Origin of the sequence: Cobetia sp. UCD-24C, from assembly GCF_001306765.1 — a bacterium.
Classification (GTDB): domain Bacteria; phylum Pseudomonadota; class Gammaproteobacteria; order Pseudomonadales; family Halomonadaceae; genus Cobetia; species Cobetia amphilecti.
The window spans coordinates 329,755-346,942 of the sequence record NZ_LJTD01000003.1; the positions used below are offsets into that span (position 1 = coordinate 329,755).

The following is a 17,188-nucleotide window of genomic DNA, read 5'->3' on the forward strand; positions in this document are numbered from 1 at the left end:
TGGGCCCACTGCCGACCTTCTCTTTTTTCAGAATGACAAACCCGGATGACGTGCGTCGATGACTGACACTGCAACACCCAAGCCTGCCACGACCAGCGAACAGGACCCGTTCGCCGATATTCGCCCCTACCACGACGACGAGGTAGCGGAGGTGCTGGTACGCCTGGAGCAGGACCGCGAGCTGCTCGACACCCTGACTCGCTTCCGCCTGCCGGGCCTGACCCAGCGCTTCCCGTGGCTGGCACGCCAGATCGCGCGCCTGGCCATCAAGCGCGAGATGATTGGCGTCAAGGATGTTGCCAGTTTCCAGAGCCGCATCGCCGTCTACATGGCGCGCATGATCCACACCACCACCACCAGCTTCGAGACGGTGGGGCTGGAGCGCCTGTCCCCGGACACGCCGTATCTGTTCCTGTCCAACCATCGCGACATCTCGCTGGACCCGGCCTTCGTCAACTACGCCCTCTATCGTCACGGGCGTGACACGGTGCGCATCGCCATCGGTGACAACCTGCTGCAGAAGCCCTTCGTCACCGACCTGATGCGCCTCAACAAGAGCTTCATCGTGCCGCGCTCCGCCAAGGGCAAGCGTGCGATGCTGGCCGCCTACCAGTCGCTGTCGGGCTATATCCGCCACTCGCTGACCCACGACCAGCACTCCATCTGGCTGGCCCAGCGTGAAGGGCGCGCCAAGGATGGCCGTGACGGCACCGAGAGCGCCATCATCAAGATGCTGACCATGGCGGCGCGCACCGCCGACAAGACGCGCCCGTTCAGCGAGGCGGTCAGCGAGCTCAACATCGTGCCGGTGTCGATCAGCTACGAGTTCGACCCCTGTGACCTGCAGAAGGCGCGTGAGCTGGCGGCCGTCGCCAATGAAGGCCGTTACGAGAAGGTGCAGTACGAGGACATCAAGTCCATCGCGGCGGGCATCAGCGGCCACAAGGGGCGCGTCAAACTGGTGTTCGGCGAGCCGCTCAAGGGCGACTTCGAGACCCCGGAAGACGTGGTGAAGGAAGTCGACCGTCAGGTGCTGGCCTACTACACCCTCTACCCGAGCCATCAGCTGGCACTCGAGAAGCTGGCCGCCAGCCGCCCGCAGCTGCGTGAGGAGCCGCGTCTGGCCTCGGCGCTGGATGTCTCCACCATCAGCGGTGCCGAACGCGCCACCTTCGAGAACCGCCTCGCAGAGGTGCCCGCAGAGCTCAAGGACTGGTGGCTGGTGCAATACGCCAACCCGATCCTCAACCGCGAAGGGCTCTCCATCGATCTCGATGAAAAGCTCGATGCCGCCGAGGCGACGGACGGCGAGAAGGTCGCTCAGTAAGCCAGCACTGCGGTACAAGATACTTGAGTCTTGTACCTGCCACGAAAAAGCCACCGTCAATCGACGGTGGCTTTTTCGTGGGCCGCTACTTGCGCCAGAAGCTGGGCGAGAACAGCACCAGCACGGTCAATATCTCGAGACGCCCCATCAGCATGCCGAGGCACAGCAACCACTTGGCACTGTCCGGCAGGCTCGAGAAGTTGCCCGCCGGGCCGATGATCTCGCCCAGTCCCGGGCCGACATTGGTGACGGCCGTGGCGGCGCCGGTCACCGCGGTGATCAGGTCCAGCCCGATGAACGACAGCGCCAGCGCCAGGCCACCGATGGTGATGAAGAAGAAGAACGAGAAGGCGATCACGGCGCGCACCACCTCATCGGGCAGCGCGCGACCGTTGTAACGCTGCGAGAAGACGCCATTGGCATGGATCAGCGAGCGCAGATGGTTGCCGAGCATGATCAGGCCGATCTGCAGGCGGAAGATCTTCATGCCGCCGCTGGTCGAGCCGCTGCAGCCGCCGACGAAGGTCAGATAGAAGAAGGCCACCACCGCAAAGGGCCCCCAGGCACTGTAGTCGTCGCTGGCGTAGCCGGTGGTGGTCACCACCGAGATGACATTGAAGGTCACCTGGGTCAGCGCCGTGAAGATGGCCTCGCCATTGACGACGCGATACAGCGTCAGCAAGGCGATCACCCACCCCAGCAGACGCAGGAAGCCGCGTACCTGGGCATCACGCCACAGGACGCCGGCCTGGTCCTGCCAGGCGCGGATGAACAGCACGAAGGGCAGCGCCCCCAACATCATGAAAGCCGAGGCCATCCACAGCAGATAGGGCCGGTCGGAATAGACGCCCATCGAGCTGTCGTAATTGGAGAAGCCGCCGGTGGCCAGCGACGTCATGCCATGCACCAGCGCATCCAGCCAGTGCATGCCACCGAGCCAGTAACAGACGATGGCCAGCAAGGTCAGCCCGACATAGACCAGCCCGATGGCCTTGGCCACGCCACCGGCACGCGGCAGCACCTTGTCGGACCAGTCCGAGGATTCGGTCTGGAACAGGCGCATGCCGCCGACCTTCAGAAACGGCAGGATCGCGATCGCCATCACGATGATGCCGATGCCACCGACCCACTGCATCAGGCCGCGCCACAGCTTGAGACCATCCGAGAGCCCTTCGATGTCAGACAGCACGGTCGAGCCGGTGGTGGTGATCGCCGACACCGATTCGAACACGGCATCGGTCACGCCCAGGTGGGTGGCACCGAAGATCAACGGCAGGCTCGAGTAGGCCGACACCAGCACCCAGCTCAGCGTCGTCAGCACGAACATCGCACGCGGCTTGAGCTGCAGCTCCACCTTGTGCGATACCGTCAGCATGATGACCGCCGAGCCGAGCGTGATGCCCAGCGAGATCAGAAAGGCGCTGGCATCCGCATCCGCTTCGCCGAGCAACACCAGCAAGGGCGCCAGCATCATCAAGGCCACCACGCACAGCAGCAGGCCGAGTACCCGGATGACCGGCAACCACTCCGAGAGCGAAAGAAGGCGCATCAGCGCCTGCGAGTGCGCTCGGGTCGCCTGCCCTGCGCGAGCCCGTCTACGCTGCAGGTCCCGCGAGCCACCCTTCATGCCACCGACCTGTTGATGACAGTCATCATTGTGCGTCCTCAGCGTTTTACCCCATGACGCCCCGGGCGCCAGTCTCAGTGCGACGATACCCTACACCCTCTTCTGCCGCTGTCCAGCGCCGCCACAGCGGTGACCCGCCGCAGGACATCACACCCCGACACCTCACGTAAGGCGCCTTGTGCCGCCCTGCAAGCTGCTATCCTGCCAACGACACGCGTAGCCACGCCGCCTGCTCAGTGCCAACACGCCTGAGTCCGGTTGGGCTGCCCAACCCCTGTGCGGTACACTGAGGCCCCAATATGGCAACGATGCGTTCACGGACAAGAACCTCATGCGTCTGACTGATTGGCGAGCCTGGCAGGCGAGTGCGACCCGCACCGCCCACGACAGCCGCTTAGATATCACCCCCACCCCGCGTGCCGAGCAAGTTCCGGCCATGCAGCGTCGTCGACTCAGCCCGGTCGGCCAGGCCTGCTGCAAGCTGCTGTTCGCGCTCGACCCTGACGCCGACCTGCCCATCATCCATGCCTCGCGTCATGGCGATACCGGCAAGATTCTCGCCCTGCTGGATGCCGCCACCCAGTCCGACGAGGCCCTGTCACCGGCACGCTTCTCGCTCTCGGTGCACAACGCCGTGCTGGGCATGTACTCGATCACCGGCAAGTCCCATCAGCCGCTGGAAGCCCTCGCCGCCTGCGGCAACGAATTCGAGGCGCTGATGAGCGAGGCGCTCGGCTATCTGAGCGAGCGCGAGGATGTCATCGTGCTGTTCTCCGATATCGCCGCGCCGGAGGCTTTCCTGCACCACGGTGACTACCCGGCGTGCGCCAGCGCCGTCGCCCTGCGCCTGAGCCGCCGCAGTGAAGATGACAGCGCATGGACACTGAGCGCCACGCCTGGCGAGTCAATGACGGACAGCGCCCCGACGCCGCTTGAGGTCATTGCCTGGCTTGAGCAGGCCGGGGCTGAGACGCTCGCCTGTCGTCGCCATCAATGGCAGCTGAGCCGCGCTCACGCCGCCTCACCGACGCCGCCAGCAGACTGATGCCACGCATGCTGTCGTCTCCCCTCGGGCGCCTGTGGCGTGGCATCGCCACGGCCATCAGCTTCCTGACCTTCGGGCTGGGCGGCTTGCTGGTGGGGGGAATGTGGCCCCTGCTGACACTGGTGGTACGCTGCCCCGACAAGCGACAGAAGCTCGCACGCAGCATCATCCATCACTGCATGCGCGGCTTCGTGGGCCTGATGCGCGGCCTGGGCGTGCTCGACTATCGCCTGCACGACTGCGAGCGCCTGCAACGCCCGGGCCTGCTGGTGCTGGCCAATCACCCGACGCTGATCGACGTGGTCTTCCTGCTCGCGCTGATTCCCCACGCCGACTGCGTGGTCAAGGGGCGGCTGGCACGCAACCCCTTCACCCGTGGCCCCATCCGCGCCGCGGGCTACATCACCAATGAAGAGCCGCAGGGCGTGCTCGAGGCCGCCGGCGCGAGCCTGGCGCGCGGCAATGCCTTGATCCTGTTTCCGGAAGGCACGCGCAGCGTGCCCGGGCGCGCACTGAAATTCCGCCGCGGCGCCGCCAACATCGCCCTGCGCACGCCCTGTGACATCACCCCGGTGCTCATCAACTGCCAGCCCAGCACGCTGACCAAGGGCGAGCCCTGGTACCACATCCCCGCGCAGCGCGTGATGCTCAATCTCAAAGTACTGCCAGACATGACAGCGCACACCACACAGCTGCTGACTGAGAAGGATGAGGTACCGCCCCCACAGCAATCCAGACTCCTAACTCAGCAACTCGTGGCTCTATTTACATATGAAAGCGCTAAATTTAAGCATTATCGGCAATAAAACCAGATAAGTTATACCCTCCCAATTCAAGCTCATCAGAAAGCACACTCTTTCTTATTTAGCATTCCCTCACTTAATCTAAAGCCATCATCATAACCAGTATTTTTCAATCTTAGCCATCTTCTCTATTGAGCAGAAGCAACTTATCTAGTTTAAAAATAATGGCAATAACGGGAACCGTAGAGTTTTCGACTGGTCATAAGCAGCACCTTGGGATGTAAACTGAAAAAAGCTTCAGTTACGAACAGATTTTTATCCTAACTATCAATAACTTGTTGCACTTCACATACATCACTGTCGCATTTTACCAACAAAATTTTCCTGAAGAAGCATTAGATAAGAACATATTAAAAAAACAAAAACTAATTTAAATAGGGCTACTGGAAATTAAAGAAAAATTTAGATCTAAAACCAGAACCAGGCGTAATACTACTTAAGATCACCCTGTGCCTCAGCACTGACACATACCGCCTTCTGTCAACGAGTCTTTACTAAACACACTCATCAGCTTATGAGGTAACGCCGTGAGCAACACCCACCGCATAGAACTGGAACTCAAGCAGCTGATCATCGATACGCTGGAGCTTGAAGACATCACCCCGGACGACATCGTCGCCGATGAGCCGCTGTTCGTGGATGGCCTGGGGCTGGATTCGATTGACGCCCTGGAGCTGGGCCTCGCGCTGCAGAAGCGCTACGGCATCACCCTGGATGCCGAATCCGAGGACACCCGGGCCCACTTCGCCAGCCTCAACGCGCTGCGCGAGATGGTGGAGGCCCGTCGTGAGCGCTGATCAACCGCCCCCCTCCCGCGAGGAGATCTACGCCCATGTCCGCAGCACCCTGATCGAGCTGTTCAAGATCGAGGCCGCTGACATCCACCCCGAGGCGCGCCTTTACGAGGATCTCGACATCGACAGCATCGATGCCGTGGACCTGGTGGTCGAGCTCAAGAAGTTCACCGGCCGACGCATCGACGCCAATGACTTCAAGAGCGTGCGCACGCTCAACGATGTGGTCACCGCCGTCGAACAGCTGACACAGCGCCAGGCATGACGCCGTCGTCCCCTGACAGCCGCACGCGCCCCGCACAGAGCAGGGTGCTGCTCGGCGTGCTGGGCATCGTGGCCGCTCTTGGCTGGCCACTGCTGGTCTACGCCCTGCTGTCGCGCCTCACCGCAGACAGCGGCGCGGTCAGTGGACACTCGTCGCCCTGGGTGTGGGCCTTGATCCTGTTCGGCGCCCTGCTGATCCAGCGCCTGCCGCTGCACCTGGCACTGCGCCTGGGTCTGGCCGCCCTGCTGGTGGGCATCAGCGTGACGAGCGAGGCCGAACTCGGGCTGCGGGCCTATCCGGTACTGGTCAATCTGGCCATGCTCAGCGTCTTCGCCACCAGCCTGTGGCGCGGCATGCCGGTGATCGAGCGCCTCGCACGCCTCAAGGAACCCGACCTGCCCCCTGCCGGCGTGCGCTACACCCGCCAGGTCACCCGGGTGTGGTGTGCCTTCTTTCTCTTCAATGCCAGCATCGCCGGCTGGACGGCCCTGCATGCCGACCTGGCGACCTGGACGCTCTACAACGGCCTGATCAGCTATGTGCTGATGGGCCTCCTGTTCGGCGGTGAATGGCTGGTTCGCCGTCGCCTGCGGAGTTCACACACCTGATGCCTGACTCATCTCCCGTCAGCCCGGATACGCCGGTCACGTCGCTGTTGACGCAGCATGTCTGGCGTCAACTCGCCGATCAGTCACCCGAGGCGCCGGCCTGCTGGCTGGCCGTCCCCGGTCACCCACTGCGCGCATTAACGCGTGCCGAACTGATGGCGCGCGTGGACGCCTGGCATCACTGGCTGGACTGCCTGCCCGGTGATCACGACGCCCGCCAGCCCGGCGCACGCTGGGTGCTGTTCCAGCCCACCACGCTGGGCGCCTGCGTGCAGCTGCTGGCGCTGTGGGAACGCGGCATGCGGGCGATCCTGCCGGGAGATGACCGCCCCGAGACCCTGGCACGTCTGGCGGGCGACAGCGCCGGCCAGCTCCCCGAGACCACCGCCGATGGCTGGCCACCGGGACAGCCCGACCCTGCAGGTACTGCCGCGACGGCTTCTGCACCTGCCCCTGTACGACCGGACACCACGCCCGATGCCGCACGCATCGCACTGGAGCTTTGCACCTCCGGCTCCACCGGCGAGCCACTGCGCATCGCCAAGCGCTTCGACCAGCTCGAGGCCGAACTGGCCGTGCATCGCGCGCTATGGCCGCTGGCGTCAGGCCCTGACACTGCCCTGGCGTCCACGCCGGACACCGTCAGCCTCAGTCAGGTCAGCCATCAGCACATCTACGGCCTGCTGGTCTCGCTGCTGCGTCCGCTCAGCGAAGGCGTGCCGTTCCTGAGCGAAGCCTGCCACTACCCGGAGCAGCTGGCCGCCGCCATCGCTCAGCTTTCCGGGCTTGGTCATCGCTGCCAGCTGGTCAGCTCTCCGGCCCAACTGGCGCGTCTGCCACAGACCGATGAACAGACGCCATCCGCCGCCCCTCTGGCGGAACTCGGTCAGGTATTGCGGGTCTTTTCTTCGGGCGCTCCGCTGCCGGCCGAGGCTGCCCGTCATGCCGAGGCCAGCCTGAAGGCACCGGTGATCGAGCTCTACGGCAGTACCGAGACGGGCGGCATCGCCCGGCGCCGCCAGCAAGAGACAGCCTACTGGACGCCGCTGCCGGCAGTGGAGATCACCTTCTCGCCGGGCTTCGCGGTGCGCTCGCCATTTCTGAAAGCGCCTGATCAGTGGTGGCAGCAGGCCGACAAGGCGGCGCTGGTGGAGGACGCGGCAGAGGGTGACGACGCACGGAACGCGGCGCCACGCTTTCAGTTGCTGGGGCGCAGTGATCGGCTGGTCAAGCTGGCCGGCAAGCGGGTCTCGTTGAGCGCGGTGGAGCGCTGCCTGAGCGAGCAAGCGGAGGTGCTTGAAGTGCGTTGCCTGCCGATGCCCACGCGTGAGCATCGCCTGGGCGCAGTGGTGGTGATGGATGAGCGCGCGCTGCCGCAGCTTCACGCCAGCCGCCGCGACCTGATCGCGCGCCTGCGCCGTGCACTGATGCCGGGCTTCGAGCGCATCGCCCTGCCGCGCTACTGGCGCTTCGTCACGCGCCTGCCGCTGAATGCCCAGGGCAAGTTCACGGCGGACTCCGTCGCGCGGCTGTTTGCCGATCTCGACGATCATCGTCTGCCGCGCTGGCTGGGCGAGACCTCCAGCGGCCCGCAGCAGCTGACGCTGGAAGCCGAGGTGCCCGACAGCCTGTGCTACCTCGAGGGGCATTTCGCCGCCCAGCCACTGGTGCCCGGCGTGGTGATGCTCAAGTGGGCACGCGATCTCGGCCGCCGCCTGCGCCTGGCGGGTGTCGGTGTGGAGGAAAGCCGTTTTCAGCGTCTGGAGCGCATCAAGTTCTCCAACCTGTTGCTGCCGGGCATGCGCTTCACGCTGGCCGCGACACTGGTCGCCGACAGCCACGGCCTGCGCGTCGACTTCCGCCTGGAATCCCGCGCGGGCCTGCACGCCAGCGGCCGCTTGCGCTACGGTGCTGAAACCGATGACACACCTCTCAGTTCGCCACTCAGTTCGCCACTCAGTTCGCCACTCAGTTCGCCATTTAGTTCACCCCAGACGACACCCACACCGGAGGCGTCATGAGCCAGCCCCAGGCGCCGATGACCGGCCACACATCCTCTCCCCCCAGCCGCGAGTCGCCACTGCGCGCCTGCGTGGTGATTCCGGTCTACGACCACCCCGCCACCATCGCCGGCGTATGTGCTGGCCTAGCGCCGCTCGGGCTGCCCATCGTGCTGGTGGATGATGGCTGCAGCGCGCCCTGCGCCGAGGTGCTGGATCAGCTGGCGGCCGAGGGTCATCACCTGGTGCGTCGCGAGCAGAATGGCGGCAAGGGCGCTGCGGTGCGCAGTGGGCTGCAGGCTGCCGAGCAGCTCGGCTTCACCCATGCCCTGCAGGTGGACGCCGATGGGCAGCACGACGTCAGTGATCTGCCCGCCTTCCTCAACGGCATGCAGGAAAATCCCGACTGCCTGCAGATCGGCTATCCGCAATACGACGCCAGCGTGCCGCGCATCCGCTTCTATGGCCGCTACGCCTCGCACATCTGGGTGTGGATCAACACCCTGTCGCTGGCCATCCGCGACACCATGTGCGGCGTGCGCCTCTATCCGCTGGCCGCCACCAACCGGCTGCTGGCGCGTCATGACTGTGGCGATCGCATGTCCTTCGACACCGAGGTGCTGGTGCGCTGGTACTGGGCCGATGGCGAGGTCGCCAACCTGCCGGTGCATGTCAGCTATCCCACCGGAGGCGTCAGCCACTTCCGCCCCGGTCACGACAACCTGTTGATCAGCGCCATGCACACGCGGCTGTTCCTCGGCATGCTGCTGCGCTCACCGAAACTTGCCTGGCGCACGCTGTCGGGACGCAATGGCAGGACATCATCCACTCATGTCAGTCGCCCCTCGCAGCCTGACGACGCGAAGGGGAAACACGAATGACCCATTGGGCACGCCTGTCGGAAACCGGCTCCACCACTGGCATGCGCCTGATGGTGACGATTCGTCGTCGCCTCGGGGCCTGGCCGTTTCGCATCGCGCTGTTTCCGGTGCTGGTGTGGTACTTCCTGCTGCGCGGGGTGGCGCGGCGTGCCTCCTTCGACTTCCTCAAGCGCCTCGAGCCAGAGCTTGGCGGCGTGCGCCTGTGGACGAGAAGCTTCGCCCACTTCATGCAGTTCGGTGAGGCGATCATGGACAAGGTCTCGGCCTGGAGCGGCGAGATTCCGCTGTCCTCGCTGACCGGCACCGGCCCGGAAGACCTGCGCGACGCCGCGCTGCGTGGCGAGGGCGGCATCATCCTCGTCGCCCACCACGGCAATCTGGATGTGATCAATGCCATCGGCGAGCGCCACGACATCGATCTGTGCGCGCTGGTGCACACGCGCCACGCCGAGAAGTTCAATCAGCTGCTGGAGCAGGCCACCGGCCGCAAGCCGCCGCAGATGATCGAGGTCAGCGAGATCACGCCCGCCACCGCCATGGCACTGGGCGATCGCGTCAATCGCGGCGGCTTCGTGGTCATCGCCGCCGACCGCGTGCCGATTCCGCCCACCGCCGACAATGCCAAGGCCGATACCAACTCGGTCGAAGCCAACACGGCAGAAGGCAGCAGACCCGCGTCGCCGGCGAGTGCCGCGGCCTCACCGCGCGTGCTGCACTGTGATTTCATCGATCAGCCCGCGCCCTTCCCGCAGGGGCCCTTCATGCTGGCCGCGCTGCTGCGCTGTCACGTCTATACCCTGAGCTGCATTCGCGAACAGGGCGGCGCCCATCCGCGTTTCCGGGTCGATTTCGCGCCCTTCGATGACAGCCGCGCCGTCAAGCGCAGCGGTCGCGAGGCGTGGATCCAGCAGGCCATGCAGCGCCACGCCCGTCATCTGGAAGCGCGCGTGAAGCGCCATCCGCTGCAGTGGTTCAACTTCTTCGACTTCTGGCATCAGGCGCCTGACAGCGCGTCGAATCCAGACAGCACGTCGGCTCCGAAACAGGACGCCTGAGCCGCGCCGGGCCTGCGACAACGCTGCTTCGCGCCCGGCTCAGCGGCCTTCACCTTGTTCGGTCTTCACGTTCAGCGCATTTTCACGCTTCTCTCTTCGCCAGGTACCTCGTCATGTCACAGCCCGCCACCTCTTCCTCCCCCCTGATTCTCGACGGCAGTGATATCACCCTCGAGCAGTTGATCGATGTCGCCGAAGGCCGCCGTGAGGTGCGCCTGACCTCGGATGCCGCCTTCCGCGCCCGTATCGAGGCCGGTCCGGCCCTGCTGGAACGCCTGCTGGAAGAAGAAGGCGTGGTCTACGGCGTCACCACCGGTTACGGCGATTCCGTGACGCGTGCCGTGCAGGGGGCAGAGGACCTCGAAGCCCTGCCGCGCCACCTCTATACCTTCCACGGCTGTGGCATGGGCGCGGACCTGGATGTGGTCAGCAGTCGCGCGGTGGTGATGGTGCGCCTCGTCTCGCTGTGCCGGGGTGTCTCCGGGGTCAGCATGGCGCTGCTGGAGCGCCTCGTATGGCTGCTCAATCACGACATCCTGCCGCGCATTCCCGAGGAAGGCTCGGTGGGTGCCAGCGGCGACCTCACCCCGCTGTCCTATGTGGCCGCCGTGCTGTGTGGCGAGCGTGAGGTCTGGGTGCGCCCCGGCGCAGGCCAGCCCCACGCGCTGCGCCCGACGGCGGAGGTCTTCGCGGCACACGGCCTGACGCCCTATGTGCTGCGCCCCAAGGAAGGCCTGGCACTGATGAACGGCACCGCCGTGATGACGGCCCTCGCCGCGCTGGCCTACGGCCGCACCTGCTACCTCAGCCGCCTGAGCGCGCGCATCACCGCGCTAAGCGTGCAGGCGCTGGAAGGCAACCCCTACCACTTCGATGCCGATCTGTTCGCCGCCAAGCCGCATCCCGGTCAGGCCCGCGTGGCCCAGTGGCTGCGCGATGACCTGGCCCACCCGGCGGCGCCGGAAGTCGATGCCACACCGATCAACTCGCCGCGCCTGCAGGACCGCTACTCGACACGCTGCGCGCCCCACGTCATCGGCGTGGTCGAGGACAGCCTCAGCTGGTGGCGCAGTTTTCTCGAGACCGAGCTCAACAGCGCCAACGACAACCCGCTGATCGATGTCGAGGCCGGCAAGATTCTCCACGGCGGCCACTTCTATGGCGGCCATGTGGCGATGGTGATGGACAGCCTCAAGACGGCGGTCGCCAACCTGGCCGACCTGCTCGACCGCCAGCTGGCACTGCTGGTCGACAGCCGCTACAACCGTGGTCTGCCCAGCAACCTCAGCGGTGCCACGCTCGAGCGCGCGCCGCTCAATCATGGCTACAAGGCGGTACAGATCGGCGCCTCGGCCTGGACGGCGGAAGCCCTCAAGCTGACCATGCCCGCCAGCGTCTTCTCGCGCTCCACCGAGTGCCACAATCAGGACAAGGTCAGCATGGGCACCATCGCCGCGCGGGATGCGCTGCGCGTGCTGACACTGGTGGAACAGGTCGCCGCCGCCACCCTGCACGCCGCCGTGCAGGGTGGCGAGCAGCGCGCCGACATCACGGGTCAAGCCGCCACGCCGCCCAGACTGGCCGCCTTCACCCGTGAACTGCGTGAAGACATCGCGCCCCTCGAGGAAGATCGCGCTCTGGAAGCCGACCTGCGCCTGCTGTGCGCGCGCATCCGTGAGCGCCATTGGGCCCTGAGCGCAGGCGAGGCCAACGCATGAACGAGGAAGAAGCTATGAGCGGGGCAGCCTTGAGCGAGGAAAAAGCCTTGAGCGAGAAACAAGCCATGAATCAGCCCACAGACACCCCGATGCCGACCGCCACGGTAGAGATGGAAGTGCCCTTCCACGACGTCGACATGATGGAAGTCGCCTGGCACGGCCATTACGTGCGCTATCTCGAGATCGCCCGCTGCAAGCTGCTCGACATGCTCGACTACAACTACCCGCAGATGCGCGATTCCGGCTACGCCTGGCCGGTGATCGACCTGCGCCTGCGCTATGCCGGCCCGGCGCGCTTCGGTCAGCGCATCGCCGTCACCGCGCGGCTGCGCGAGTGGGAAAACCGCCTCAAGCTCGACTACGTGATCCGCGATGTCGAGAGCGGCAAGCGCCTGACCCGTGGCTACAGCGTGCAGGTCGCGGTCGGGCTGGAAGATGGCGAGATGCTGCTGGCCTCGCCCGCCGCGCTCAGCGAGCAGCTGGCCGCCTGGCAGGCCGAACAAGCGCTGACACACACCAGTGATTCGCCTGCCTCCCCTTCAGAAACACAAGGAACGCCGTGATGACTTCGCGCCTTGCCATTGCCGCCACTGTCCTGCTGCTGACTGCCGGTGCCTCCTGGGCCAACGCATCCGAGACCAGCGACTCAGACGCCAGTTTCGACGCCCGCGCCCTGACGCAACAGCTGGCGCGCACCGCGCCAGTCTGCGGTGATTTTCAGCAGACGCGCTGGCTCGAGGATGTCGGTGCAGAGCTCGAGAGCCGGGGTCATTTCCGTCTGATCGGGGACCCGAACGCGCCCGAAGGCCTGGTGTGGGAAACCACTTCACCGATTGAAGACCGTCTCGAGATGCGCCCCGATGCCAGCGAAGGCCCGAATGGCGAGCCGCTGCCGGCCGACCAGCAGGCGATGGCGGAGCTGCTGATCAGCTTCTTCCACGGCGACTGGCAGGCGCTGGAGGAGCACTTCTCCCTCACGTTGACGGGTACGCCGGATGACTGGCAGGCCAGCCTGACGCCCAACGATGCCCGTCTGGCCGAGGCCATCGAGCGTCTCGAGATCGACGGTGGCAGCTGGCTGGAACACGTGAATCTCGACAGCGGCGACGGTGACCGCCTTGAGCTGACGCTCACCGCCGGCGGTCACTGCGAGCGATGACATCGCCCAGCCGTGAGCCGCGCAAGGGGCTGGATCGCGCCGTCTGGCGCTGGCTGTGGGCCGCCGCCCTGCTGCTGTGCGCGCTGCTGCTGGCCGCGAAGATCGTCCCGCAGAGCCCCTGGCGTGGGGCGATCGATACCCGCATCACCGCCATGCTGCCAGAGCAGGAACGCAGCCCGCTGGCGGCGCGCGCCGAATCGCTGGATGACACCGCCAACCGGCTGGTGATTCTGGTCGGCAGTCGCGATGCCAGCGCCGCCGCACGCAAGCAGCGTGACGCCGCCGCCCAGGCGCTGCGTCAGGCGCTCGCACCCATCGCGAGGCTGGATGACGGCAAGAGCCTCGAAAGCCTGCGCCTACCGGCAGAGGTCCAGCCGGCCCTGATCGCCCCGTCGCTTGCAGGCCTGAGTGACGATGACTGGCAAGCGCGCGCCCTCAGACAGCTGTTCCAGCCCGGCGGCCAGCGCGACCTGATCCGCGACCCCTTCGGACTCGCCGGCGCCTGGCAGAGCTGGCTGACGCCCGCCAACCTGTCGCTGTCCGGCGGCCAGCTGTTGCTGCGTGCGCCGGCTTCCGCTGGCTCAGTCAGTAACGAACAGGACAGTGACGAGCAGAACAGCGAAGAAGGCGGTAGCGGCTATCGCCTGATCAGCGCCACCCTGACGGGCAGCGCCTACGCGATGAGTGACCAGCAGGCGCTGGAGCAGGCCGTGAATGGCGTGAAGGCCGACTATCCCGACATTCGGCTGCTGCGCTCCGGACTGGTCTTCCATGCCAGCAACGGCGCGCAGCAGGCCAAGCAGGAGATGTCGACCATCGGGCTCGGCTCGCTGATCGGCGTGCTGCTGTTGCTGTGGGCGGTGTTCCGCACCCCGCGGCGGCTGCCATTGCTGCTGGTGCCGGTGGCCACCGGCGTGCTGTTCGCGCTGCCGCTGACCTGGTGGGCCTTCGGCAGCCTGCATGTGCTGACGCTGGCCTTCGGCGCCAGCCTGATCGGCATCTCCATCGATTACGTACTGCATCTGGAGTGCATGCGCCGTCTGGCGACGAATGGCCGTGGCGGGCTCGCCGCGCTGTGGCCGGGCCTGACGCTGGGGCTGTGCTCCAGTCTCGCCGCCTATCTGGCCATCACCCTGACGCCGATGCCCGGCCTGCGCCAGATGGGCATGTTCGCGGCGCTCGGCTTGATCGGTGCCTGGCTGAGCGTGCGCCTATGGCTGCCGCAACTGCCACTGCCGGCGCAGGCCACCCGCGAGGACTCCCCCGCCGCCCGCGCCGCAGGATGTCTGGCGCGCGCCATTCCCGGCAAGCGCAGCTGGCAGGCACTGGGTCTGCTGCTGCTGGCCGCGCTGGCAAGCCTCTACGGACTGCGCAGCGATGACCGCCTCACGCAGCTCAACCCCTCGCCTGCGTCTCTCATCAGCGAGCAACGCGAGGTCCAGCGCCTGCTCGCCGAACCGGACGGCCTGCGCTACCTGATCGTGCAGGCCGAGACAGACGCCGCCCTGCTCACGCGCCTGCATGCGCTGGAAGACACCTTCCAGCAACTGAATGCACGCCAGCAGTTGGGCCACTGGGCGAGCCTCGCTCAGCAACTGCCGACACTTGAACAGCAGCAGGCCAATCTCGGCGCCATGCGTGAGCGCACCCGCACCCAGCTGCCCCAGGTGCTGAGCACCGCAGGCTTGCCGCCCGAGCTGGTCGCGCGTGCCGAGCAGGCCATCGCAGACGCCCATCCGCTGCGCCCGGCGGACTGGGTCGCGCTGCCCGCCGGCGAGATGGGCCAGCGACTGTGGCTCGACTCACGCAGCGCCGCCATCGGCATCGTACGCTTCGGCGATGTCACGGCTGAGGGCAGCGCAGCGCTTGCGCGCCTCGCCGCGGATGACGACAGCCTCGAGTATGTCGATCAGGTCGCCAGGCTCTCGACGACGCTGGGCAGGATTCGCAGCGAGATGGCCTGGCTGGTCAGTGCTGCGGTGGTGGTGATCAGCCTGCTGCTGGCGCTGCGCTATCGCCGCAGCACCTGGCGCGCCCTGCTGCCGCCGCTGGGCGGGCTGGTACTGACGCTGTCGGCCCTGACGCTGGCTGGCGTCGGCCTCAACCTCTTCCACCTGCTGGGCCTGCTGCTGGTACTGGGGATTGGCCTCGATGCAGGGATCTTCTGTGCCGAGCACCCTGCGCGCAGCGCAGAGAAAGGTAATCCCGCGCGAAGAGCGAATGACAAAACCGAACAAGGCAACGCAGAGGCCACCGCCAGCCGCGCCTCGCAGGCCAGTCTGCTGGCGATCTCGCTGTCATGTGCCTCCAGCCTGCTAGCCTTCGGATTGTTGAGTTTCAGTCAGACACCGGCATTGGCCGCACTGGGGCTGGCCTGCCTGCTGGGGCTGACGGCCACCTGGTGCCTGGTGCCCTTCGCCCGCAGTTGAGGCGATCTCGTCACGCGGGCCAGACGGAGGCGGGAACACGAATGCCGTCATGAACACATAACGACAACGACAGGGGACGATGCCATGGAATCGGCAGATCGCAGCAGCAACCCACCACGCAAGGAAGTCATCATCATCGGCGCCGGACCTGCCGGGGCGGCGGCGGCGGCCTGGCTGGCGCGCGCCGGCCACGCCGTGCGCGTACTGGAGCGCAGCCACTTCCCGCGCTTCTCCATCGGCGAGAGCCTGCTGCCGCGCTGCATGCAGCATCTGGAGGCCTGCGGCTTGATGGAGGCCGCCGCCGCCGGTGGCTATCAGCGCAAGACCGGTGCGGCCTTCACCCGCCGCGGCGAGCATCGCGTGATCGACTTCCGCGACAAGTTCAGTGACGGCCCCGGCACCACCTGGCAGGTGGAGCGCGCCGACTTTGACCAGCGCTTGATCGAAGGCGCCCGGGCGGCGGGGGCCGAGGTCGAATTCGGCGTCACCGTCACGGGTTTCACTCCCGCTCGCCCCACGCAGAGTGACACCGCTGGCCATGCTCAGGGGCCGCGTCTCACGCTGGCCGATGGCCGCGAGCTTCAGGCCGCCTTCGTGCTGGATGCCAGCGGCTATGGCCGCGTGCTGGCACGGCTCGAGGCGCTTGAGCGTGACCCGCGTCTGGAGCCGCGCATGGCGCTGTTCGGCCATGTCCACGATGGCATCGCCGACCTCGCGCCGCCCGCCGAGGGCTATCGTCGCGACACTATCCTGATCGCCTCGCACCCGGGGCATCCGGATGTCTGGTACTGGCTGATTCCCTTCGCCAATGGCCGCGCCTCGCTGGGCGTGGTCGGCCCTCGGGAGCTGATCGAGCCTGCCGCCGAGGACGATGTGCAGACACGCCTGTGGCAGTGGGTGATGGAAGAACCGCGCCTGGCGGAGCTGCTGCGCGATGCCACTCCCGCCAATGCCGTGCAGTCGCTGGGCGGTTACAGCGCCGATGTCAGCCGCCTGCACGGCCCGGGCTATGCGCTGCTCGGCAATGCCGGCGAGTTTCTGGACCCGGTGTTCTCCTCCGGCGTGACCATCGCGCTGGAATCCGCCCTGCGCGCCGCGCCGCTGGTCGCGCGCGAACTGACCGCGACCCGTGATGAGCAGCGCCCGGACTGGGCCAGCGAATACGAGCAGCCGCTGCGCCGTGGCATCGAGGTCTTCCGCGAATTCGTCACCGCCTGGTACGACAGCCGTCTGGCCGACATCATCTATCATCCCGAGCCGCATGCGCGGATTCGCCAGATGATCAGCGCGGTGCTCGCCGGTTACGCCTGGGACACGGCCAACCCCTTCGTCAGCGCCAGTCGCCGCCGCCTGACGGCCCTTGCCAGACTGACCGCGCCCGAGCAGACACTCGCGCCTGACGCGGTGCAGGAAAGCGACTCGGTCGCTGGCCTCAGCGCCTTCGGCCGCGCAGCAAGCGTCGGCGAGAACAGGTAAA

The 17,188-nt window shown here is 66.1% G+C and carries 15 protein-coding genes; 14 read left to right on the plus strand and 1 reads right to left on the minus strand.

The genetic code is table 11. The features are described 5' to 3' along the window. Positions 1-58: 58 nt before the first annotated feature. Positions 59-1,327 carry a 1-acyl-sn-glycerol-3-phosphate acyltransferase gene (locus AOG28_RS05590; RefSeq protein WP_054555594.1) on the plus strand — a complete coding sequence of 423 codons (1,269 nt, stop codon included), beginning with the start codon at positions 59-61 and terminating at the stop codon, positions 1,325-1,327. 85 nt (positions 1,328-1,412) lie between these two features. On the opposite strand, the gene AOG28_RS05595 is transcribed toward AOG28_RS05590, so the two are convergent. Continuing rightward, complete coding sequence (locus AOG28_RS05595; protein ID WP_054555595.1) at positions 1,413-2,876, minus strand: TrkH family potassium uptake protein; 1,464 nt, start codon at positions 2,874-2,876, stop codon at positions 1,413-1,415. A 409-nt stretch (positions 2,877-3,285) separates the two neighbouring features. On the opposite strand from AOG28_RS05595, the gene AOG28_RS05600 reads away from it, so the two are divergent. From AOG28_RS05600 to AOG28_RS05660, 13 genes are all read left to right on the plus strand, one after another. After that, positions 3,286-3,999 carry a beta-ketoacyl synthase chain length factor gene (locus AOG28_RS05600; RefSeq protein WP_054555596.1) on the plus strand — a complete coding sequence of 238 codons (714 nt, stop codon included), beginning with the start codon at positions 3,286-3,288 and terminating at the stop codon, positions 3,997-3,999. An 8-nt stretch (positions 4,000-4,007) separates the two neighbouring features. Beyond that, on the plus strand, positions 4,008-4,805 hold the full coding sequence (locus tag AOG28_RS05605) for a lysophospholipid acyltransferase family protein (RefSeq protein WP_054555745.1): 798 nt from the start codon (positions 4,008-4,010) through the stop codon (positions 4,803-4,805). 524 nt (positions 4,806-5,329) lie between these two features. Further along, positions 5,330-5,599, plus strand: coding sequence for a phosphopantetheine-binding protein (locus AOG28_RS05610; protein WP_054555597.1), 270 nt, complete (start codon positions 5,330-5,332; stop codon positions 5,597-5,599). Then, complete coding sequence (locus AOG28_RS05615) at positions 5,589-5,861, plus strand: acyl carrier protein (RefSeq protein WP_054555598.1); 273 nt, start codon at positions 5,589-5,591, stop codon at positions 5,859-5,861. Before AOG28_RS05610 ends, AOG28_RS05615 begins: the two co-directional genes overlap by 11 nt. Continuing rightward, positions 5,858-6,469 carry a hypothetical protein gene (locus AOG28_RS05620; protein WP_054555599.1) on the plus strand — a complete coding sequence of 204 codons (612 nt, stop codon included), beginning with the start codon at positions 5,858-5,860 and terminating at the stop codon, positions 6,467-6,469. Before AOG28_RS05615 ends, AOG28_RS05620 begins: the two co-directional genes overlap by 4 nt. Beyond that, on the plus strand, positions 6,469-8,490 hold the full coding sequence (locus tag AOG28_RS05625; RefSeq protein ID WP_054555600.1) for an AMP-binding protein: 2,022 nt from the start codon (positions 6,469-6,471) through the stop codon (positions 8,488-8,490). The genes AOG28_RS05620 and AOG28_RS05625 overlap by 1 nt, the downstream gene beginning before the upstream one ends. Next, the gene (locus AOG28_RS05630; RefSeq protein WP_235506953.1) at positions 8,487-9,350 is read left to right on the plus strand and encodes a glycosyltransferase family 2 protein; all 864 of its coding nucleotides are present in this window, start codon (positions 8,487-8,489) and stop codon (positions 9,348-9,350) included. Before AOG28_RS05625 ends, AOG28_RS05630 begins: the two co-directional genes overlap by 4 nt. Further along, positions 9,347-10,405, plus strand: coding sequence for a hypothetical protein (locus AOG28_RS05635; RefSeq protein WP_054555601.1), 1,059 nt, complete (start codon positions 9,347-9,349; stop codon positions 10,403-10,405). Before AOG28_RS05630 ends, AOG28_RS05635 begins: the two co-directional genes overlap by 4 nt. Before the next feature lie 113 nt (positions 10,406-10,518). After that, positions 10,519-12,123: an HAL/PAL/TAL family ammonia-lyase gene (locus AOG28_RS05640; protein ID WP_054555602.1), complete on the plus strand. Its 1,605-nt coding sequence runs from the start codon at positions 10,519-10,521 to the stop codon at positions 12,121-12,123. Between the two features lie 65 nt (positions 12,124-12,188). After that, complete coding sequence (locus tag AOG28_RS05645; protein WP_054555746.1) at positions 12,189-12,686, plus strand: acyl-CoA thioesterase; 498 nt, start codon at positions 12,189-12,191, stop codon at positions 12,684-12,686. Beyond that, positions 12,686-13,282, plus strand: coding sequence for a LolA family protein (locus tag AOG28_RS05650; protein ID WP_054555603.1), 597 nt, complete (start codon positions 12,686-12,688; stop codon positions 13,280-13,282). The genes AOG28_RS05645 and AOG28_RS05650 overlap by 1 nt, the downstream gene beginning before the upstream one ends. Next, entirely contained in the window at positions 13,279-15,711 is a 2,433-nt protein-coding gene (locus AOG28_RS05655; RefSeq protein WP_054555604.1) for an MMPL family transporter, read from the plus strand. Before AOG28_RS05650 ends, AOG28_RS05655 begins: the two co-directional genes overlap by 4 nt. Positions 15,712-15,795: 84 nt before the next feature. Beyond that, on the plus strand, positions 15,796-17,187 hold the full coding sequence (locus tag AOG28_RS05660; protein ID WP_082388326.1) for an NAD(P)/FAD-dependent oxidoreductase: 1,392 nt from the start codon (positions 15,796-15,798) through the stop codon (positions 17,185-17,187). Position 17,188: the final 1 nt, after the last annotated feature.